Annotated in this window: 13 protein-coding genes; 6 read left to right on the plus strand and 7 right to left on the minus strand. The window is 71.1% G+C overall.

The features are described 5' to 3' along the window. The first annotated feature begins 121 nt into the window (after positions 1–121). From IEY36_RS01755 to IEY36_RS01765, 3 genes are all read left to right on the plus strand, one after another. A complete protein-coding gene (locus IEY36_RS01755) occupies positions 122–1,084 on the plus strand; it encodes an alpha/beta hydrolase (protein WP_188965183.1) in 963 nt (320 codons plus the stop codon). 171 nt (positions 1,085–1,255) lie between these two features. Then, on the plus strand, positions 1,256–2,227 hold the full coding sequence (locus tag IEY36_RS01760; protein WP_188965184.1) for a Bug family tripartite tricarboxylate transporter substrate binding protein: 972 nt from the start codon (positions 1,256–1,258) through the stop codon (positions 2,225–2,227). A gap of 224 nt (positions 2,228–2,451) precedes the next feature. Further along, positions 2,452–2,853 carry a cupin domain-containing protein gene (locus IEY36_RS01765; protein WP_188965185.1) on the plus strand — a complete coding sequence of 134 codons (402 nt, stop codon included), beginning with the start codon at positions 2,452–2,454 and terminating at the stop codon, positions 2,851–2,853. A 186-nt stretch (positions 2,854–3,039) separates the two neighbouring features. On the opposite strand, the gene IEY36_RS01770 is transcribed toward IEY36_RS01765, so the two are convergent. Then, the gene (locus tag IEY36_RS01770; RefSeq protein WP_188965186.1) at positions 3,040–4,470 is read right to left on the minus strand and encodes a flavin-containing monooxygenase; all 1,431 of its coding nucleotides are present in this window, start codon (positions 4,468–4,470) and stop codon (positions 3,040–3,042) included. 83 nt (positions 4,471–4,553) lie between these two features. Here IEY36_RS01770 and IEY36_RS01775 point away from each other — a divergent pair, with 83 nt between their 5' ends. Further along, positions 4,554–5,012: a nuclear transport factor 2 family protein gene (locus IEY36_RS01775; RefSeq protein WP_188965187.1), complete on the plus strand. Its 459-nt coding sequence runs from the start codon at positions 4,554–4,556 to the stop codon at positions 5,010–5,012. A 30-nt stretch (positions 5,013–5,042) separates the two neighbouring features. Here the strand turns inward: IEY36_RS01775 and IEY36_RS01780 are convergent, their stop codons facing one another. The 4 genes from IEY36_RS01780 to IEY36_RS01795 are packed head-to-tail and all read right to left on the minus strand — an operon-like array spanning position 5,043 to position 9,793. After that, a complete protein-coding gene (locus IEY36_RS01780) occupies positions 5,043–6,017 on the minus strand; it encodes a Bug family tripartite tricarboxylate transporter substrate binding protein (protein ID WP_188965188.1) in 975 nt (324 codons plus the stop codon). Positions 6,018–6,046: 29 nt separating this feature from the next. Further along, entirely contained in the window at positions 6,047–7,078 is a 1,032-nt protein-coding gene (locus tag IEY36_RS01785) for a membrane dipeptidase (RefSeq protein WP_229681022.1), read from the minus strand. A 9-nt stretch (positions 7,079–7,087) separates the two neighbouring features. After that, on the minus strand, positions 7,088–8,581 hold the full coding sequence (locus IEY36_RS01790; RefSeq protein ID WP_188965189.1) for an NAD(P)-binding domain-containing protein: 1,494 nt from the start codon (positions 8,579–8,581) through the stop codon (positions 7,088–7,090). 60 nt (positions 8,582–8,641) lie between these two features. Continuing rightward, entirely contained in the window at positions 8,642–9,793 is a 1,152-nt protein-coding gene (locus tag IEY36_RS01795) for an amidohydrolase (RefSeq protein WP_188965190.1), read from the minus strand. On the opposite strand from IEY36_RS01795, the gene IEY36_RS01800 reads away from it, so the two are divergent. Beyond that, on the plus strand, positions 9,792–11,720 hold the full coding sequence (locus tag IEY36_RS01800) for an autotransporter assembly complex protein TamA (RefSeq protein ID WP_188965191.1): 1,929 nt from the start codon (positions 9,792–9,794) through the stop codon (positions 11,718–11,720). The two genes, IEY36_RS01795 and IEY36_RS01800, sit on opposite strands and share 2 nt — an antisense overlap. A gap of 19 nt (positions 11,721–11,739) precedes the next feature. Next, positions 11,740–15,570 (plus strand): translocation/assembly module TamB domain-containing protein, encoded by a 3,831-nt coding sequence (locus IEY36_RS01805; protein WP_188965192.1) that lies wholly within the window; start codon positions 11,740–11,742, stop codon positions 15,568–15,570. Between the two features lie 24 nt (positions 15,571–15,594). Here IEY36_RS01805 and IEY36_RS01810 read toward each other — a convergent pair whose 3' ends face one another. Both IEY36_RS01810 and IEY36_RS01815 read right to left on the minus strand, forming a co-directional pair. After that, positions 15,595–16,749: an NADH:flavin oxidoreductase/NADH oxidase gene (locus IEY36_RS01810; protein ID WP_188965193.1), complete on the minus strand. Its 1,155-nt coding sequence runs from the start codon at positions 16,747–16,749 to the stop codon at positions 15,595–15,597. Positions 16,750–16,800: 51 nt separating this feature from the next. Then, positions 16,801–17,670 (minus strand): metal ABC transporter permease, encoded by an 870-nt coding sequence (locus IEY36_RS01815; protein WP_188965194.1) that lies wholly within the window; start codon positions 17,668–17,670, stop codon positions 16,801–16,803. Between the last annotated feature and the right edge of the window lie 186 nt (positions 17,671–17,856).

Here is a 17,856-nt window from a genome sequence, read left to right on the forward strand (position 1 = left end):
GTGCAGTGCAACATGGCGTTGAGGGCGCGGCGCGGCAACCCGGGATTTCGTATCGGTGCCGCCGGCATCTTGCCGGTTTCGTCCAGGCGTCTTCCACTGCGCCATCATGAGGGATGGTGGAATGAGCCAGGATCGTTGGGACCCCGAAATGCGCGCCTTCACCGCGATGATGGAGGAGCGCGGTCGCGCCTTCCCGCCGGTGACGCTCGCATTGCCGCTCGATGGGGCGCGGGTGTCGAATGACGGGCCCGGGGCAGCGCTGGCGGCGGTCAGCGGGCCGAAGATGGCCGAGAGCGGGGATCGGTGGCTCGCGGTGCGCGGGCGGCGGCTGGCATGCCGGGTGCACAAGCCGAGCGGCGACGCGCCGCTGCCGGTGATGGTCTATATCCATGGCGGCGGCTGGGTCTGGGGCAGCATCGACACGCATGACCACATTATGCGCGGCTATGCCGCCGCCGGGGGCTGCGCGGTGGTCGGGCCGGATTACGCGCTCTCCCCCGAAGCGCCCTTCCCGCAGGCGCTGGAGGAATGCGCGGCGGTGGTGCGCTGGGTCGCGAAGCACGGCGCGGAGTGGGGGCTGGACCCGTCGCGCATCGTGATCGGCGGCGATTCGGCGGGCGGCAACCTGGCGATCGCGGTCGCGCTGCTGCTGCGGCAGACCGACCCGGAGCTGAAGCTCGCCGGGCTGTTGCTGAATTACGGTGTGTATGATTCGCGGCTCGACACGGCGTCCTATGAAGAGTTTGCCACCGGTCACACGCTGACGCGCGAGAAGATGGATTTCTACTGGCGCTGCTATGCGCCGCGCGAGGCGGACCGGCTGCATCCCCTCGCCGCGCCGTTGCGGGCGGATTTGGCCGACCTCGCCGCCCTGCCGCCCTGCCTGATGCATGTCGCGGAACTCGATGTGCTGTCGGGGGAGAACTACGCGATGGAAAAGCGGCTGCGCGAGGCGGGGGTGAGCGTTGAAGCGACCACCTTCCCCGGCGTGCTGCACGGCTTCCTGCGGGCGATGGGGCATGTGGGCGCGTCGGATCGGGCGGTGGCGGAAGCCGGCGCCTGGCTGGGGCGCATGCTTGGCTGACGACGTGCCGGCATCGGCGCGGGCGGGATCTGGCGTCGTTGGTTCGGCGACGCGGTCTTTCTGACGCGGCACGCCGGGGCGGTTCAGCGGCTGGATTTTGCGCGCGCCTCCCTGGCCCTACCTAGGTGCAGGGTTTAGGAAGTGCGCGTCAATCCGAATACGGGACCGTCCATGACTGAGATCGCACGTCGTGCCGCGCTTGCCGGCCTCGGCACCTTCCTCGCCGCCCCTGCCCTGCGCGCCCAGCCCTGGCAGCCGAGCCGGCCGATCCGCATCGTCGTCACCTATCCGCCGGGCGGGGTGAACGACATCGTCGCGCGCATCGTCGCCGAACCGCTGGCGCGGGAGCTCGGCCAGGCGGTGGTGATCGAGAACCGCGCCGGCGCGGGCGGCAATATCGGCACCCAGGCGGTGGTGCAGTCGGAGGCCGACGGGCTGTCCATCCTGCTCGGCACGACGGCGTTGTTCGGAGTCAACCCGATCGTCTATGCGCGCTCCGGCGTCGATGCGCTGCGCGATTTCACCTCACTCGGCATGCTCGGCGAGGTGGCGAATGTGTTCTCCGTCATCCCCGGTCGGGTCGAGGCGACGAATGTCGCGGCCTTCATCGAGGAAGCGAAGCGCCGGCCGCTGGTCTATGGGTCGGTGGGCAACGGTTCCTCCTCGCATCTGTCGGCGGCGCTGTTCCTGCAGATGACGGGGATCGAGGCGACCCATGTGCCGTATCGCGGTTCCTCGCCGCTGGTCGCCGCGATGCTGGCGAAGGATGTCGATTTCGGCTTCGACACCACGGCGACCTCGACCGCGCATATCCGCTCGGGCGCCTTCCGCGCGCTGGCGGTGACGACGACCCGCCGGGCCGGCGCGCTGCCGGATGTGCCGACCATGCAGGAAGCCGGGGTGGCGGGGTATGACCTCGGCATCTGGTTCAACCTCGCCGTGGTGAAGCGGACGCCGGAGCCGATTGTCGCGCGGCTGCGCGAGGCGGTGGGGAAGATCGGCACGCCGGAGACGGCGGCGCGGCTGCGCACGGCCTTCGTCGAGCCGATCAGCGTGCCGGTGGCCGAAGGCGATGCCTGGATCGCGGCGAGCGCGATGCGGTGGCAGGCGATCGCACGAGATATGCATCTCTCGGCTGATTGAGCGGACGATTGCCCGGTGCGCGCCGCGCGGATCGACCTCCTGCCGGGTTAGCGTGACTCGTGGATGGCAGTGCGATTGACCACCTCCCCCGGCCTGCGGTTTGGCTTGCCGTGCGCGATGGAGCGCGCCGCGTCATCGGGCCGGGCGGTAGCGAAAGCCGCCGCCTTGCTCGACGAGCCACTTGCCTGACACCCTGCGCCAGCCGCCATCAGGGAGGAACCATCATGGCCGACGCCCAGACCCGCGCCCGCATCGAGGCCCAGAAAGGCGACCCACGCCTCGCCTCGCATTACCTCACGCCCGATGCCATGCCCTGGCAACCGACCGAATTCCCGGGGATCGACATGAAACTACTATGCCGCGACGAGGCCCGCGGCATGTCCACCATCCTGTTCCGCATGGCACCAGGCAGCGAAGTGCCGCTGCATGAGCACACCGACATCGAGCAGACCTTCGTGCTGCAAGGCGCGCTGGAGGACGATGAAGGGCGCTGCGGGCCAGGCGAATTCGTCTGGCGGCCAGCGGGGAACACCCATGTGGCGCGGGCGCCCGAAGGGGCGGTTTTCCTGTCCGTGTTTCTCAAGCCGAACCGGTTCGTTGATGCGCAGCCGGGGTTTGCGCGTTAGGAAAAGCAAGGTCGGGGGAGAGAACTCCCCCGAATCCCCCTCCTTTTTCTGGCTGTCGGCCCGCCTTCAGCGGGCCTCTGGGGCAGCGAAGGCGAGGGCGTGATGGCCGCAGGTGCGAAGCCACCGAAGGTCTGAATCACGCGATCAGACAAACGGTCAGAGCGAGGTTGGTGAACCAATCGCGCTCTATAACGCGACGCCAGGCCATTCATCGCCGGTGATCTCCGGCTCGTCGAAGGCGGCGTGGCGGGCGGCGTGGTGGACGATGTCGGCGGCCAGCAGTCGGGCACAGATGCCGCGCGCGAGCTTCTGCGCCCCGGCGCTGATTGCCGGGATGTCACCGGTCAGCTTGCCGTGGCTCAGCGTGGCGGCGAAGTTCAGGCAGTGCAGCCGGGCGAGGTGCGGCGCAGTGCCAGGCATCCGTTCGGTGAAGGCGAAGGCGTCGTCGAGCCAGGGATTCAGCCCGAGCGTCGCATCGCGTTCCGCCTCGGGCGGCGCATAGGCATCGCGCCACAGGCGGATCTGGCCAGCGATGATGGCGAGTTCCGGCCGCAGCACCGCATCCTGCAGGAAGCCGGTGCCAAGGATGGTGAAGTCGGCCCGGTATTTCCCGCGCGGCGTTGTCAGCAGAAGGGCATCGCCATCACGCGCGACAGCCTCGATCCCGGCCCCGGTCAAAAGCGTGGCATGGGCGTGGGCGGCGACGCGGCGGACGCTTTCATGCGGCGGCGGGGTCTGGCGGCGCTCGACGGCGAGCGCCAGGCGCCAGCGCCATTCGGACGGCAGGTCGTGCCAGCCATGCCAGATGCCGCGGCCCTCCAGCGCCTTGCCGGAATTGACCCGCGGAAGAGCGGCACGGCGCAGCAGCATGGTCAGGCGGCCGCAGCCGGCTTCCAGCGCCTCGGCGGCGTTGTCGAAGGCGGAGGCGCCGGCGCCGATGACGACCACATGCTTGCCGGCCAGCGCCGCGAATTCCACCGCATCGGCGGAATGCGCCCAGAGCGCGCCACGCCATTCGGGGGCGAAGCCCGGCAGCAGGCGCGGCCCGCCCAGGCCGTCCCGCCCGGTGGCGAGCACGACATAGCGGGCGAAGACCGTGGCGCCGTCCGACAGCCTCAGGCGAAACAGCGCGTCGTCCGGTTCGATCAGCGTGACGGCGACGCCGCTGCGGATATCGAGCCCCGAGACGCGGCGATACCAGCGCAGGTAGTCCATCCACATCAGCGTCGGGATCTTACCCAGCGCCGCGAAGCCGGCGGCGCCATGCTGCGCCTCGTGCCAGGCGCGGAAGGTGAGGTCGGGCAAGGAGAGCGCCGGACCGGCGAGCTGTTTCGGGCTGCGCAGGGTGCGCATACGGGCATAGGTGGCCCAGGGGCCTTCCTCGCCTTCCGGTGCGGGGTCAAACAGGGCGACGCGCAGCACGCCGTCCCGCTTCAGCGCGAAGCCGGCCGCGAGCCCGGCCATGCCGGCGCCGAGGATCGCCACGTCCAGCGCGGTCGAGCCGTCCGGCGCGAAGGTCGGCGGCACCCAGTCGGTGGCGGGTTCCTGGAGGCGTTCCAGGCTCTCGGCGAGGCGGGCTTCGAGTGCGCGGAGGCCGGGCGGGGGGTCATGCTGCATCGCGTCAGGATAGCCTTGGCTGGCGGCTGGGCGGAATGGCGCGGGGGCGGCTATCGTCCCGATGAATCAGGAGGAAGCGCGACATGGGCAGCATCGAGGACCGGCTTCGCGCGGTCGAGGACCAGCTTGCCATCGCTGATCTGCGGGGGCGGTACTGCCATCTGCTCGATGGCCGGCAATGGCCTGCCTTCATCGACCTGTTCACCGAGGATGGCGTGTTCGAGGGGCTATCGGCGGTGCGTGGCCGGGCGGCGCTGACTGAGTTCTTTGCCCATCGGGTGCCGGCGATGACCGAGGAGTTCTGGCATTTCTGCTCGAACGGGACGGTGGTGCTGGAGGGTGACCGAGCGAGCGGCCGGATCTCGATGGAGTATCTGTCGGTGATGAACGGCGTGTCCTACGTCTCGGCCGGGCATTACGACGATGAGATGGTGAAGCGGGACGGCGTGTGGCGCTTCGCCGCGCGGCGGCTGACCTTCTACTTCCTGGCGCCGCTGCATGAGGGTTGGGCGGGGCGGCCGTTCCACAATCCGGCTGCCTGACCGGATTGTGCGTGTCGCCGCCGCCGCGGCTCAATCGACTGTGACGCCCGACGATTGCACGACGGCACGCCACTTGGCGGTCTCGCTGGTGATGAAGGCGGTGAAGTCGCGGCGATTGAGGAAGGTCGGGGTGAAGGATTGCTCGGTCAGGCGCTGGCGGATCTCGGGCTGTTCCAGCACCTTCGCCACCTCCGTCTCGAAGCGCGCGGCGATGGCATCAGGCATGGCCCGCGGGCCGAGCAGGCTGATCCAGCCCACCGATTCATAGCCCGTCACTCCCTGTTCATGGATCGAGGGAACATCGGGGAAGAAGGGCGAGCGTTCCTTCGAGGTCACGCCGATCGCGCGCACCCGACCGGTGCGCACCATCTCGCCCACCGCCGCCAGCGTGTCGGACATGAAGGGCACCTGGCCGGCCATCAAATCGGCCAGCGCGGGGCCCGAGCCGCGGTAGGGCACATGCGTCAGCCGCGTGCCGGTCATCGAGGCGAACAACTCGACATTCAGGTGTTGCGTCGTGCCATTGCCGGAGGAGGCATAGAAGACACCGCCCGGATTGGCCTTGGCGCGCGTGATAAGGTCCTGGATGCCGTGTACCGGGAAGTCGTTGTTCACGATGAACAGCTGCGGCACGGAGGCGATCAGGCAGATCGGCGTCATGTCGCGCAGCGGGTCATAGCCCAGGCGCGGATAAAGGCTCGGCGCGATGGTGGTCGGGCCGCTGCCGCCCATGATGATGGTCGTGCCGTCGGCCGGCTGGCCCGCACCGTATTCCATGCCGACGGTGCCGCCGGCCCCGGCGCGGTTCTCCACCACGACCGGTTGGCCGAGCAGCGGTTGCAGCCGCTCGGCGAGCATCCGCATCAGGATGTCCGACCCCTGCCCCGGCGGAAATGGCATGACGATGCGCACCGGCCGGGTGGGGGCCCAGGGCGCCTGCGCGGCGGCCGGCAGCGCGCCAAGAGCAAGGGTCGCAGCGAGCGCGCCGCGGCGCGAGATGGTCATATCGGTGTTCCTCGATCGATCGCGCGACGTCATGCCGCCACGCCCCAGACGCGTTCCAGCAGCCGCAGCCAGTTGGCGCCGAGCAGCTTGACGATGGTGGCCTCGCTCCAGCCACGCCGGAGCATCGCCGCGGTGATGTGCGGGATCTCGTTGGTGCGGCTGATGCCGCGCGGCTTGTTGATCTTCGCCGTGGCGAACTCGGTCAGGTTGCGCGCATAGCCTTTGTCGCGGCTGGCGTAGTTCTGGTACGGCCCGGGGCGCGGGTGGTCGAGCGAGAAGTCGCAGCCGAGCCCGACATGGTCCTCGCCCACCAGGGCGATCACATGCTCCATGGCGTCAATGTAGTCCTCGACCGTCGCGTCGTTGCCGGCGCGCAGCCCGGGGGCGAACAGGCTGATGCCGATCAGCCCGTCGCGCTCGGCGCAGGCGGCGAGCAGCGCGTCGGTCTTGTTGCGCGGCACGTCATGCATCGCGCGCGGCAGGACATGGCTGATGCAGACAGGCTGCTTCGACCAGGCGATGGCATCGAAGCTGGTCTTCTCGCCGACATGGCTGAGGTCGCAGAGCACGCCGACGCGGTTCATCTCGTGCACCACCTCCCGCCCGAAGCCGGTCAGGCCGGAATCGGTCAGTTCGAGATAGCCCGCGCCCGAGTAGTTCTGCGTGTTGTAGGTCAGTTGCATGATGTTGACGCCGAGATCCTTGAAGATCGCGACGTCGTGCAGCCGGTCCTCGATCGGCGAGGTGTTCTGCCAGCCGATGGAGATGCCGGTGCGGCCCTCGGCCTTGGCGGCGTGGATGTCGGCCACGGTCTTCACCGGCCGCAGCAGGTCGGCGTGTTCCTCGAACATGCTTTTCCAGAACAGCACGTTGTCGAGACCGCCGCGCAGATCCTCCCACAGCAAGGAGGCGCAGTTCACGGCGGTGACGCCGCCGGCGCGCATCTCCTCGAAGATGGTGCGGCTCCAATTGCAGGTACTCAGGCCGTCGAAGACCACCGCGCTGGCATGCAGCGCGGCGGCACGGGCCATGATCTCCGGATCATCATGGGCGAGCGTCATGGGCGGGGATCACGCGGCTTCATGGCTGTCTTCTCCGAGCGGACCTTCCCAGGGCGTCCATTCATCCCCGAGCAGTTCCCGCGTGTCATAGGCGTCGAAGGCGGCGCGGATCGCTGCGCGGTCCTCGACGAACAGGCTGCGGGCGATTGCCTCGGTCAGGCGCCGCGCGGCCTCGGTGACCGAAGGGATGCCGCTGGTGACCTTGCCGTGCGACAGCACGGCGGGGAAGGCAAAGCAGTGGATGCGGTCGAGCCCCGGGCAGGCGCCGGGCGTGCGTTCGAGGAATTCGAAGCCGGGGCCAAGGTCGGGGTGCGCGGCAAGGCCCGCATCCTCCTGCCCTGGCGGCATGGCGAAGGCATCGGACCAGCGGCGGATATGCGGCGCGATGGCGGCGAGTTCCGGCCGCTTCTCGGGTGCCACCTCGAAGCCGGTGGCGAGGATCAGGAAATCGAGCCGCAGCGTGCCGCGCGGCGTGGTCACGCGCAGCCCGTCGCCCTCCTCGCGCGCCGCCAGCACCGGGCAGGCGAAGTGGAAGCGCGCATTCGGATGGCGCGAGACGCGCAGCACCGAGGAACGCGGCGCGGGCAGCTGCGCCTGGTTGCCGGCATGGAACAGCGCCCATTTATCGGCCGGCGGCAGGCCCAGATAGCCATGCGCCATGCCCTTGCTGCCGATGCCGGTGAACTTGTCCACCAATGGCATGGCGGCGCGGCGGATCAGCAGGTCGACCGAGGCCGCACCGGCTTCCAGCGCGCTCGCCGCATTGTCCATCGCCGAGGCACCGGCGCCGATCACGCCGACCCGCTTGCCGGCCAGCGCGGCCAGGTCGATCTCGTCGTAGGAATGCGCGCAGACCGCCCGGCTCAGCCCGGCGAAGACCGCCGGGATGGCGGGGCCGCCAAGCCCGTCGATGCCGGTGGCGAGCACCACCCGTCGCGCATGCAGCGTGCCATGCGCCTCGGTGGCAATGGCGATCGGCGCCTCGCCCTGCGGCCGGATCGCGGTGATGGTGACACCGTTGCGCACCGGCAGCGCCATGACGCGGCGATACCAGACCAGATGGTCCATCCACATCGCCCGCGGGATGCGGAACATGCCGGTCCAGGCCTCGCGGCCGTATTGTGCCTCGAACCAGGCGCGGAAGGTCAGGGACGGGATGCCGAGGGCGGGGCCGGCGGCCTCCTTGGCCGTGCGCAGCGTGTTCATGCGCGCCGTCGTGATCCAGGGCCCCTCGCGCCCGGCCGGGGCGCGGTCGAGCACCGCCATGCGCGAGACGCCGTTGAGCTTGAGCGACGCGGCCGCGCACAACCCGTTCAGCCCGCCACCGATGATGGCGACGTCGAGCAATTCACCCCCGGCCCAGGGCGTCGACGGCACCCAAGGCTTGCCCGGCAGGTTGAGGAAGACGAGTTCCTCGGCCAGCCGCGCCTCCAACGCACGCAACCTGTCGGCCGCGTCCGGCAGCAGGTCGAAGCTCGGGAGCGGGGCGGGCAAGGATTGCATGCGGACAGCCTAATTGTCCTGCTGCGATGCAGCAATGTGCCCGTGATCCGGCCCCGCAGGCTATTGCCCGGCCAGCGCCCGCTTCGCCGTCTCCGCCAGGAACTTCGCCGCCGTCGGCAGCACCTCGTCGTTGAAATCATACCGCGGGTGGTGCAGTTCCCGCCCGTTATCCGCCGGCCCATTGCCGATCCAGACGAAGGCGCCGGGAACGCATTTCAGGTACCAGGCGAAATCCTCACCGGTCATCGCCGGCAGCATGTCCCGTCGCACCTCGGTCACGGCGGCGGCGGCCTCGGCGGCAAGGTCGCGTTCGGCCGGGTGGTTCGCGGTGACCATCACGCCGGCGCGGAAGGAGAAGGTGGTCGACACGCCATAGGTCGCGGCGACGCCGTGGGCGATGCGCGACAGGCCTTCCTCGATGGTCGCCTGGTCCTCGTCGCGCAGCCAGCGGGCAGTGCCCTTCAGCGTGACGCGGGCGGTGATCTGGTTCTGTGCCTCGCCGCCCTCGACGACGGTGATCGACACCACGCCGCCGGCCAGCGGGTCGAGGTTGCGGGCGATGATCGACTGGATGGCGACGATGGCGTGGCCGGCGGCGATCATCGGGTCGCGCGTGAGGTGCGGCAGCGCGGCGTGGCCGGCATGGCCGTCGAAGACGATCTCGAACCGCGCGCCGGCGGCCATCACCGCGCGGTCGTGCACGGCGATGGTGCCCGCCGCGAGGCCGGGCCAGTTGTGCCAGCCGAAGATGCGTTCCATCGGGAAGCGTTCGAACAGGCCGTCGGCGATCATGTTGCGGGCGCCGCCGCCACCTTCCTCGGCCGGCTGGAACACCAGGCGCACCGTGCCGGTCCAGCTCGGGTCGTCCATCAGCACCCGGGCGGCGCCGAGCAGCGCGGTGGTGTGCCCGTCATGGCCGCAGGCGTGCATGACGCCCGGATTCGTGGACTTCCAGGGGATGTCCTCGTTCTGCTCCTGGATCGGCAGCGCATCCATGTCGCCGCGCAGGCCGACGGAGCGGTTGCCGCCGCCGCGCTGGATCGTGGCAACCACACCGTGGCCCCCCACGTTCTCCACGATGTCGGTAAGGCCGATCTCCTTCAGCCGGGCGACGACGAAGGCCGCCGTCTCTCCTTCGTGAAGCGTGAGGCCTGGGTTGGCGTGCAGATGGCGGCGCCAGGATGTAAGGGTCGCGGCGAGATTGTTGTGCATGACCAGAAGAGCCTATCCCGCCGCGCCGTACCGCACCACAGCCCACCGCTCGGCGGCGGCGCTGTTTGTGGTGCTGTGCGCCGCCCCTGCCTTCGTCGAGGGCGAGGAGGCGCCGGCGACGACGCCGGATGAGGCAGCCGCGCCCGCCAGCACCGAGCCGCCCAATGTCGACTACACCGCCGAGGTCCGTGCCGGCGACGAATCGGGCTTGGCCGCGACGGCGCAGGCGGTGGCGCAGACGGTGACATTGCGCGAGCGCGCGCCGACCGATGCCTTCGGGTTGATCGGCCGGGTACGGGCGGATCTGCCGCGCCTGCAGGAAGCACTGCGGGCCGAGGGGTATTGGGGCGGCCAGGTCGGCGCGACGATCGATGGCCTGTCGCCCGAGGACCCGGCGCTGCCCGCCCGACTGCAGGCGGCGCGCGCGCCGGTGCCGGTGGTGATCACGCTCACGCCTGGGCCGCGCTACAGCGTCGGGCGCGTCACCATCACCGCCGAGCCGGCGGCATACACTGATGTGGTGCGCGAGGCGGCGCAGGCGGCCGGCTTCATGGAAGGCGATCCGGCCCGCGCCGAAGCGGTGCTTGCCGCCGAGACGGCGATGCGCGACGCGCTGCGCAATGCGGGCCATCCGCTGGCCGCCGTGGCGGGGCGCGAGATCACGGTGGACCATGACCGCCGCGCGATGGACATCGCTTGGCGCTTCGCGCCGGGGCCGCGCGCGCGCTTCGCCACGCCCGATGTGCGCGGCCAGGACCGCACCGATACCGGGCTGCTGCGGCGGACCGTCGCGCGGCAGGTCGAGGGGCGGGATTATTCGCCCGCGGCGGTCGAGCGGGCGCGGCGCGCGCTGGTTTCGCTCGGCGTCTTCGACAGCGTGCGGGTCGAGGCCGGCACCGAGGTCGGGCCCGATGGGACGCTGCCGATCGCCTTCGTGGTGAGTGAACGGCCGCTGCGCGCGGTGGGCGGGACGGTGGCCTATGAGACGAATTTCGGCCTCGCCGTCAGCGTGTTCTGGGAACACCGCAACCTGTTCGGGGGGGCGGAGCGGCTGCGGCTGGAGGCCGAGGCGTCGCGCATTTCCGATGGCAGTTTCGGCAATGCGACGTACCGGACCTTCGCCACGCTGACGCTGCCGGAACTGTTCGAGCGCGACTACCAGATGGTCGCGCGGGTCGGCGCGGTGAAGGAGAACCTCGAAGCCTATGACCGCGATGCCTTCATCGCCTCGGCGATCGCACAGCGGCGGCTGACCGAGCGGCTGACCGCCCAGGCCGGACCAACCTTCGAGACGGGGCGGATCGGCCGCTATGGCGTGCTGGAGGATTATACGCTGCTCGGCTTCGTCACCGGGCTGCGCTACGACACCACCACGAGCCTGCTGAACCCGACCAGTGGCTACCGGATCAATGTGAACGCCACGCCGTACTACTCGCTGCTGGATGGCACGAGCTATGTGCGGCTGCAGGCGACCGGCAGCACCTATCTCGACGTGACCGGGGACCAGCGCGGGGTGCTGGCGCTGCGGACATCCGTCGGTTCGGCGCTCGGGGCGAGCTTTGACCAGATCACGCTGGACAAGCGCTTCTATGCCGGCGGCGGTGGGTCGGTGCGCGGCTATACCTATCAGTCGATCGGGCCGCGCGATGCGGGCAACCGGCCATTGGGGGGGGCGAGCCTGCTGGAACTCAGCGCCGAATGGCGGCAGGTGATCTCCGGCCCGTGGGGGGCGGTGGCCTTCGTCGATGCCGGCACCGTCAGCGAGGACCAGACGCCGGGAACCGGCACGCTGCGCGTGGGCGTCGGCGCCGGGCTGCGGTACCTGACCGCGATCGGGCCGATCCGCGTCGATATCGGCGTGCCGCTGAACCCGCAGCAGGGCGACCCGGCCTATGGGCTGTATGTCGGCATCGGGCAGGCCTTCTGAAATGCCGCGAGTGGCCGGGATGATGCGCCGCCTGGTTCCGACGCCACATGGCGTGCTGCGCGCCGGGCTGCGCCTGGGCATCTTCCTGTTCCTCGGCATGCCGATGCTGGTGCTGGTGCTGGTCACCGGCGCGCTGGTCTGGGTGAATACCGGTCCCGGCCGTGCGGCCGTGGAGCGGCTGGCGGGCAGCCTCGTGCCGGGGCTGACCATCGAAGGGATGAGCGGCCCCCTGCCCGGCCGGCTCGGCGTCGGGCGGCTGGTGATGGCCGATGCCGATGGGCCGTGGCTGGAGCTGGAGGACGCCGTGCTGGCGCTCGACCTGCCGGCGCTGCTGCATCCGCAGGCGCGGGTCACGGCGCTGACGGCGCGGCGCGTGGCCGTGCACCGACTGCCGCCCGCCGCCGAGCCGCCGCCGCCCGACCCGGATGCGCCGCTGATCCCCGCCCTGCCGCAACTGCCGGTGGCGGTGCGGATCGACCGGCTGGCGGTAGAGCGGATCGAACTCGGCGAACCCGTGGCCGGGGTGGCGGCGGTGCTCGGGCTGGATGGCGAGGCGGTCTATGCCGAGGGGCGGCTGTCAGCGCGGGTCGACGTGCTGCGGCTGGATGCGCCGGCCGAGGCCAATTTGACGCTGGACCTGGCCCCCGGGGCGGATCGGCTGGTAGCGCGGCTGCAGGCGCGCGAACCGCCGGGTGGGCTGCTGGCGACGATGCTCGGCCTGCCCGACCGCGCCACCGAGGCGTTGCTGACGCTGGATGGGCCGGCGAGCGGGGCGCGGCTCGATCTGCGCGCGACGCTGGGGCCCGACATCACGCTGACCGCGACGGGCGATGTACATGCCGCGCCCGATGGCGCGGCCGGGGCGCGGCTGACCATGGATGTCGCCGCCGCGCCGTTGCTGCCGGCGGATCTGCGCGCCGCCGCCATGCCGATGAGCGTCACGCTCGATGCCGGGATCGATGCCGCGCAGAAGGTTGCGCTGCGTGGGCTGACGCTGCGCGCGCCGTTCGGGCGGGTCAGCGCGCAAGGCAGCGCCGATCTCGCGGCCGGGACGATCGACATCGGCGGGACGGTCGAGGCCAGGAGCAGCGCGGTGCTCGGCGCGCTGGTGCCGGATGCGGCGCGCTGGGAATCGCTGCGGTTGGAGGCGCGGGCCACGGGGGCGATGGCGGCGCCGGCGGTGGCGCTCGACCTCACGACGCAGGGCTTCGGCAGCGCGATTCCGCAGGTGGTCGCCGCGTTGGGGCCGTCGCCGCATCTGGCCGTGCGGGCCACCCTGCCTGATCGGATCGAGGCGCTGACGCTGGAGGGTGCAGCGCTGCACGTCACCGCCGAGGGCCAGGTGGGCGAGACGCTGGATACCACACTGCGCGCGACCGTGGCGGACCTCGCGCCACTGGTGCCGGGACTGGCCGGCGGGCTGCAGGTGGAACTGCGCGCGACCGGGCCGCGCGGCGATCCTTCCCTGGCGCTGACGGCGCAGGGCGAAAGGCTGGAACGCGGGGGGCAGGCGCTGGAGGCGCTGAACCTCGACCTGCGCGTCGCCACGCCGCTGTCGGCGCCGCGCGCGGAGGGGACGCTGCGGGCGACTTATGCCGGGTTGCCGGTGACGCTCGACCTGCGCGGCCTGCCGGAGGGCGAGAAGCTGCGCATCGAGGCGCTGACCGCCGGCTTCGGGCCGGCACAGCTGGCGGCGCAGGGGCTGCTCGACCCGCAGGCGGCGAGTTTCGTCGGCGAGGCGAGCCTCGATGTGCCGGAACTGGCGCCCTTCGCCGCGATAGCCGGCACGCCGATGACCGGCAGCGGGGCGATGCGCGCGACGCTCGACCTGCGCGACGGGGTGCAGGGCTTCGATGTGTCGCTGGACGTGCCGCAGGCGAGCATCGGCGGCACGCCGCTCGGCGGCACGTTGAAGGCGGCGGGCACGCTGGCCTCGTTGGAGGCGAGGCTGGAAGGGCGGGCGCAGGATGCGCGGCTGACCACCCAGGCGCGCATCACGCAGGATGGCGCGGCGCGGCGCGTCGAGGTGCCCGAACTGCTGTTGCGCCGGGGGGCGGACAGCCTGCGGCTGGTCGCGCCGGCGCGCATCCTCGTCGCGGCGGATGGCGGGGTGGCAATCGAGGCGCTGGCGCTGACCACCAGCCGCGGCGGCACGCTGCGCGCCGAAGGGCGCTGGGGGCCGGAACAGGCGGATCTGCGCGCGACGCTCGCGGCGCTGCCGGTGGCGGGGTTGGCGGCGCTGGCCTCACCCGAATTGACGGCGGAAGGCAGCATCAGCGGCGAGGCAAGCATCACCGGACCGGTCGGCGATCCATCCGCTCGGTTCCGGATCGAGGGGGGCGGGTTGCGCGTGGTGAACCCCAACACCCGGGGGCTGCCGGCTGCACGGATCGTCGTAGAAGGCACGGCGAGCGCGAAGGCGGCGGAGGTGCGGATGGAGGCCAATGCCGGCGCCGCACTGCGCGCCACCGGCACGGCCCGGCTGCCGGGCGGCTTCGCGGGGAATGCGCCGATCAGTGCTCAGGTGGACGCCAATGCCGATGTCGGCGTGATCGCCGGGCCGCTGCTGGCCGCCGGCGCCCAGCGCGTAAGTGGCCGGGCGACCTTGCGCGCGTCCGTGACGGGCACCGTCGCCGCGCCACAGGCGTCGGGGCGGCTGTCACTGGCGAATGGGTCGTTCCGCGACCTGGCGCAAGGGGTGACACTGTCGAACATCACCGCCGAACTGCGCGGCGAGGGCGACCAGGTGCTCATCGACCGCTTCGAGGCGCGCACGCCGGGCGGCGGCACGCTGAATGCGGGCGGGTCGCTCTCGCCGGCCGCACCGGGGTTGCCGGCCGAGATCACCCTGACGGCGCGCAATGCACGGCCGCTGCGCTCGGACATCGTGACCGGATTGTTCGATGCGGATCTGCGCCTGTCCGGGCGGTTGTCGGAGCAGGCGCGGGTGACCGGGACGGTGACGGTGCGGCGGCTGGACATCACCGTGCCGGAGGGGTTACCGCCGAGCGTGCGCACGCTCGAAGGCGTGCGGGAAGTCGGGCAGCGGCCTGCGGGCACGCCGCCGCTGGCGCCGCCGGCGCCGGTGACGGCGGGGTCCGCCTTGCCGGATATCGCGCTGGAGATCGAGGTCGCGGCGCCGCGTGCGGTGTTCGTGCGCGGGCGCGGCATCGATGCGGAATTCGGCGGGACGCTCGGCATTGGCGGCAGCATCGCCGCGCCGCTGGTGACCGGCGGGCTGACCATGCGGCGCGGGCGGATTTCCGTCTTCGACCGGCAACTCGATTTCCGGCGCGGGACCATCAATTTCGATGCCGGGACGCTGGTGCCGTCGCTCGACTTCCTGGCCACGGCGCGGGCACGCGAGGTGACGGTGAATGTGACGGTGACCGGGCCGGCGAATGACCCGAAGCTGGAATTCTCCTCCACCCCGGAATTGCCGCAGGACGAGGTGCTGTCGCGGCTGCTGTTCGACCGGCGGGCCAGTGAACTCAGCCCGTTCCAGTTGGCGCAGCTGGCGCAGGTGCTGGCGGGGGCGGCGGGGCTGGAGACGCCCGGGGCGGGCGGCATCCTGGATCGCATCCGGCGGTTCCTGGCGCTGGACCGGCTGGCGGTCGGCACGGACCAGAGCCAGGAGAACAGCAACAGCCGGAACCAGGGCGCCTCGCTCGAGACCGGGCGGTATGTCGCCGATGGCGTCTATCTCGGCGTGCGGCAGGGGACCGATGGCGGGCCGCCGCGCGTCGGCGTGCAGGTGGATGTGCTGCCGCGCGTGCGGGTGGAAGCCGAGACCGGCGGCAACAGCAGCGCGGGGGACCGGATCGGGCTGTCCTTCGAGTTCGAGTATTGAACACGAGGGGCGGCGGCCCCCTACCTACCCCGGCGGCGTGCCCAGTGCCGCCATCACCGCGCCGCGCTTTTCCATCCACCAGCCATGTTGCGGCGGCCAGGGGGCGAAGACCTCCTCGGTGTTGCCTGGTTCCAGCACACCGCGGGCCATCAGCGCCCAGTTCGGGTTGTTCATCGCCTCGCGGCCAATGGCGATGAGGTCGGCCTCGCCGGCGGCGAGGGCGGCCTCGGCCTGGTGCGGGCCGATGATTAGCCCGACGGCCATGGTCGCGAGACCGAGGTCGCGTCGGATCTGGGCGGCGTAGGGGATCTGGAAGCCATAGCCGCGCGGGATACGCTTCGAGCCCGTCGCCGAGCCGCCGATGCCGCCGGAGGAGCAGTCGATGACATCGACGCCGAGAGGCTTCATCGCGGCCGCGAAGGCGAGGCTGTCCTGCATCGTCCAGCCATCATCCACGCCATCGACGGCGGAGATGCGCACGAAGACAGGCAGGTTTTCCGGCCAGGCGGCCCGGACGGCCTCAATGACCTGCAGCGGGAAGCGCATGCGGCCGGCGAGGTCGCCGCCGAAGCCGTCATTGCGCGTGTTGGTCAGCGGGGAGAGGAACTGGTGCAGCAGGTAGCCATGGGCGCAGTGGACTTCCACCGCGTCGAAGCCGGCGGCGCGAGCGCGGCGGGCGCCGATGGCGAAGCCTTCCACGATGCGCGCCATGCCGGCGGCATCGAGCGCGGTGGGCGTCAGGTGGCCCTCGCCGATCGGGGTGGCGGCGGCGGAGACGATGTCCCAGGGGGTCTCGCCGCGGGCGAACTGGTCGGGGCCGAGTGGGCCATTGCCCTCCCAGGGGCGCTGCATCGCGCCCTTGCGGCCGGCATGGCCGAGCTGGACCGCCGGTACCGCGCCCTGGCCGCGGATGAAGTCGGTGATGCGCTTGAGCGGGGCGATGTGGTCGTCCGACCACAAGCCGAGATCACCATGGGTGATGCGGCCCTCGCGCAGGACGGAGACAACCTCGGAGAAGACCAGGCCGAAGCCGCCGACCGCGAAGCGGCCGAGCTGGACCATGTGCCAGTCATTGGCCATGCCCTCGACCGCCGAATACTGGCACAGCGGCGGGATGGTGGCGCGGTTGGGGATGGTCAGGCCGCGCAAGGTCAGCGGCGAAAACAGCTTGGATCCCATGCGGGATGTCCTCCTGGGCGATTGGTTGCGCGCAGGATGGAACGGGTGGGGCTACCCCGCCAGATGCCGCCGCCGCAGCAGCCGGTGCGCCAGCCCATCGACCGGCCCCACCAGAACCGAAACTGCCCAGATGCCCCCCGCGATCAGCACGATGGCCGGCCCGGTCGGCACATCCACATGGTAGGACACCAGCAGCCCGGTGACCGAGGCCAGCACCGCGATGCCCACCGCCGCATAGGCCATGCCCGAGACCTGCCGGGCCCAATGCCGCGAGGCGATCGCCGGCAGCATCATCAGCCCTACCGCCATGAGCGTGCCGAGCGCCTGGAAGGCGGAGATCACGTTCAGCACGACCAGCGCCTGGAACACCAGGTGCCAGGCGCCCCCCCGCGCGCCGACCGCGGCGGCGAAGGACGGGTCGAAGCATTCCAGCACCAGCGGCCGCCAGCCCAAAGCGAGCACCGCCAGCGTCAGCGTCGCCACGCCCGCCATCAGCAGGAGCGCAGGGTCATCGACGCCAAGCACGCTGCCGAACAGGATATGGGCGAGGTCCACCCCGCCGCCGCCGCCGATCGAGATGATCGCCACGCCCGCGCCAAGCGCCAGCAGGTAGAGCGCGGCGAGGGTCGCATCCTCCCGCCCGCCGGTCGCGCGAGAGAGCGCCCCGGCGCCGACCGCCACCAGCAACCCGGCGACGAGCCCGCCGAACCAGAGCGCGGGGGCGGAGAAGCCGGCGAGCAGGAAGGCCAGCGCGACGCCGGGCATGGCGCCATGGGCGAGGACGTCGGCGGTCAGGCTCATGCGCCGCAGCACGAGGAAGACGCCGAGCACGGGCGCGGAGACGGACAGCGCCAGGCAGCCGACGAGCGCGCGGCGCAGGAAGCCGAACTCGACGAAGGGGGCGATCAGGAGGTCGTGCATGGCGCGTCAGAGGGGGCGTTGCCCCCTCCGAACCTCCCCCACCAAAGGCCCGGGGCCTTTGGAATGCCATTTATGGGTGCCGGGCGGGCGAAGGGCGCGCCGTGCACAAAGGTGGATTTCGGCACTGATCCTGCCCGCGGCGCCAAGCGCCAAATCGAGGTGTCCAGAGGCCCTTAGGCCTTTGGT

It is taken from the genome of Neoroseomonas lacus, assembly GCF_014644535.1.
GTDB classification, from domain to species: domain Bacteria; phylum Pseudomonadota; class Alphaproteobacteria; order Acetobacterales; family Acetobacteraceae; genus Neoroseomonas; species Neoroseomonas lacus.

Excerpts from the sequence above, each read along its gene's own strand:
- IEY36_RS01775 (WP_188965187.1), top strand. The coding sequence starts at position 4,554 with ATGGGCAGCATCGAGGACCGGCTTCGCGCGGTCGAGGACCAGCTTGCC.
- IEY36_RS01755 (WP_188965183.1), top strand. The coding sequence starts at position 122 with ATGAGCCAGGATCGTTGGGACCCCGAAATGCGCGCCTTCACCGCGATG.
- IEY36_RS01760 (WP_188965184.1), top strand. The coding sequence starts at position 1,256 with ATGACTGAGATCGCACGTCGTGCCGCGCTTGCCGGCCTCGGCACCTTC.
- IEY36_RS01815 (WP_188965194.1), bottom strand. The coding sequence starts at position 17,670 with ATGCACGACCTCCTGATCGCCCCCTTCGTCGAGTTCGGCTTCCTGCGC.
- IEY36_RS01810 (WP_188965193.1), bottom strand. The coding sequence starts at position 16,749 with ATGGGATCCAAGCTGTTTTCGCCGCTGACCTTGCGCGGCCTGACCATC.
- IEY36_RS01770 (WP_188965186.1), bottom strand. The coding sequence starts at position 4,470 with ATGCAGCATGACCCCCCGCCCGGCCTCCGCGCACTCGAAGCCCGCCTC.
- IEY36_RS01790 (WP_188965189.1), bottom strand. The coding sequence starts at position 8,581 with ATGCAATCCTTGCCCGCCCCGCTCCCGAGCTTCGACCTGCTGCCGGAC.
- IEY36_RS01785 (WP_229681022.1), bottom strand. The coding sequence starts at position 7,078 with ATGACGCTCGCCCATGATGATCCGGAGATCATGGCCCGTGCCGCCGCG.
- IEY36_RS01800 (WP_188965191.1), top strand. The coding sequence starts at position 9,792 with ATGACCAGAAGAGCCTATCCCGCCGCGCCGTACCGCACCACAGCCCAC.
- IEY36_RS01805 (WP_188965192.1), top strand. The coding sequence starts at position 11,740 with ATGATGCGCCGCCTGGTTCCGACGCCACATGGCGTGCTGCGCGCCGGG.
- IEY36_RS01795 (WP_188965190.1), bottom strand. The coding sequence starts at position 9,793 with ATGCACAACAATCTCGCCGCGACCCTTACATCCTGGCGCCGCCATCTG.
- IEY36_RS01780 (WP_188965188.1), bottom strand. The coding sequence starts at position 6,017 with ATGACCATCTCGCGCCGCGGCGCGCTCGCTGCGACCCTTGCTCTTGGC.
- IEY36_RS01765 (WP_188965185.1), top strand. The coding sequence starts at position 2,452 with ATGGCCGACGCCCAGACCCGCGCCCGCATCGAGGCCCAGAAAGGCGAC.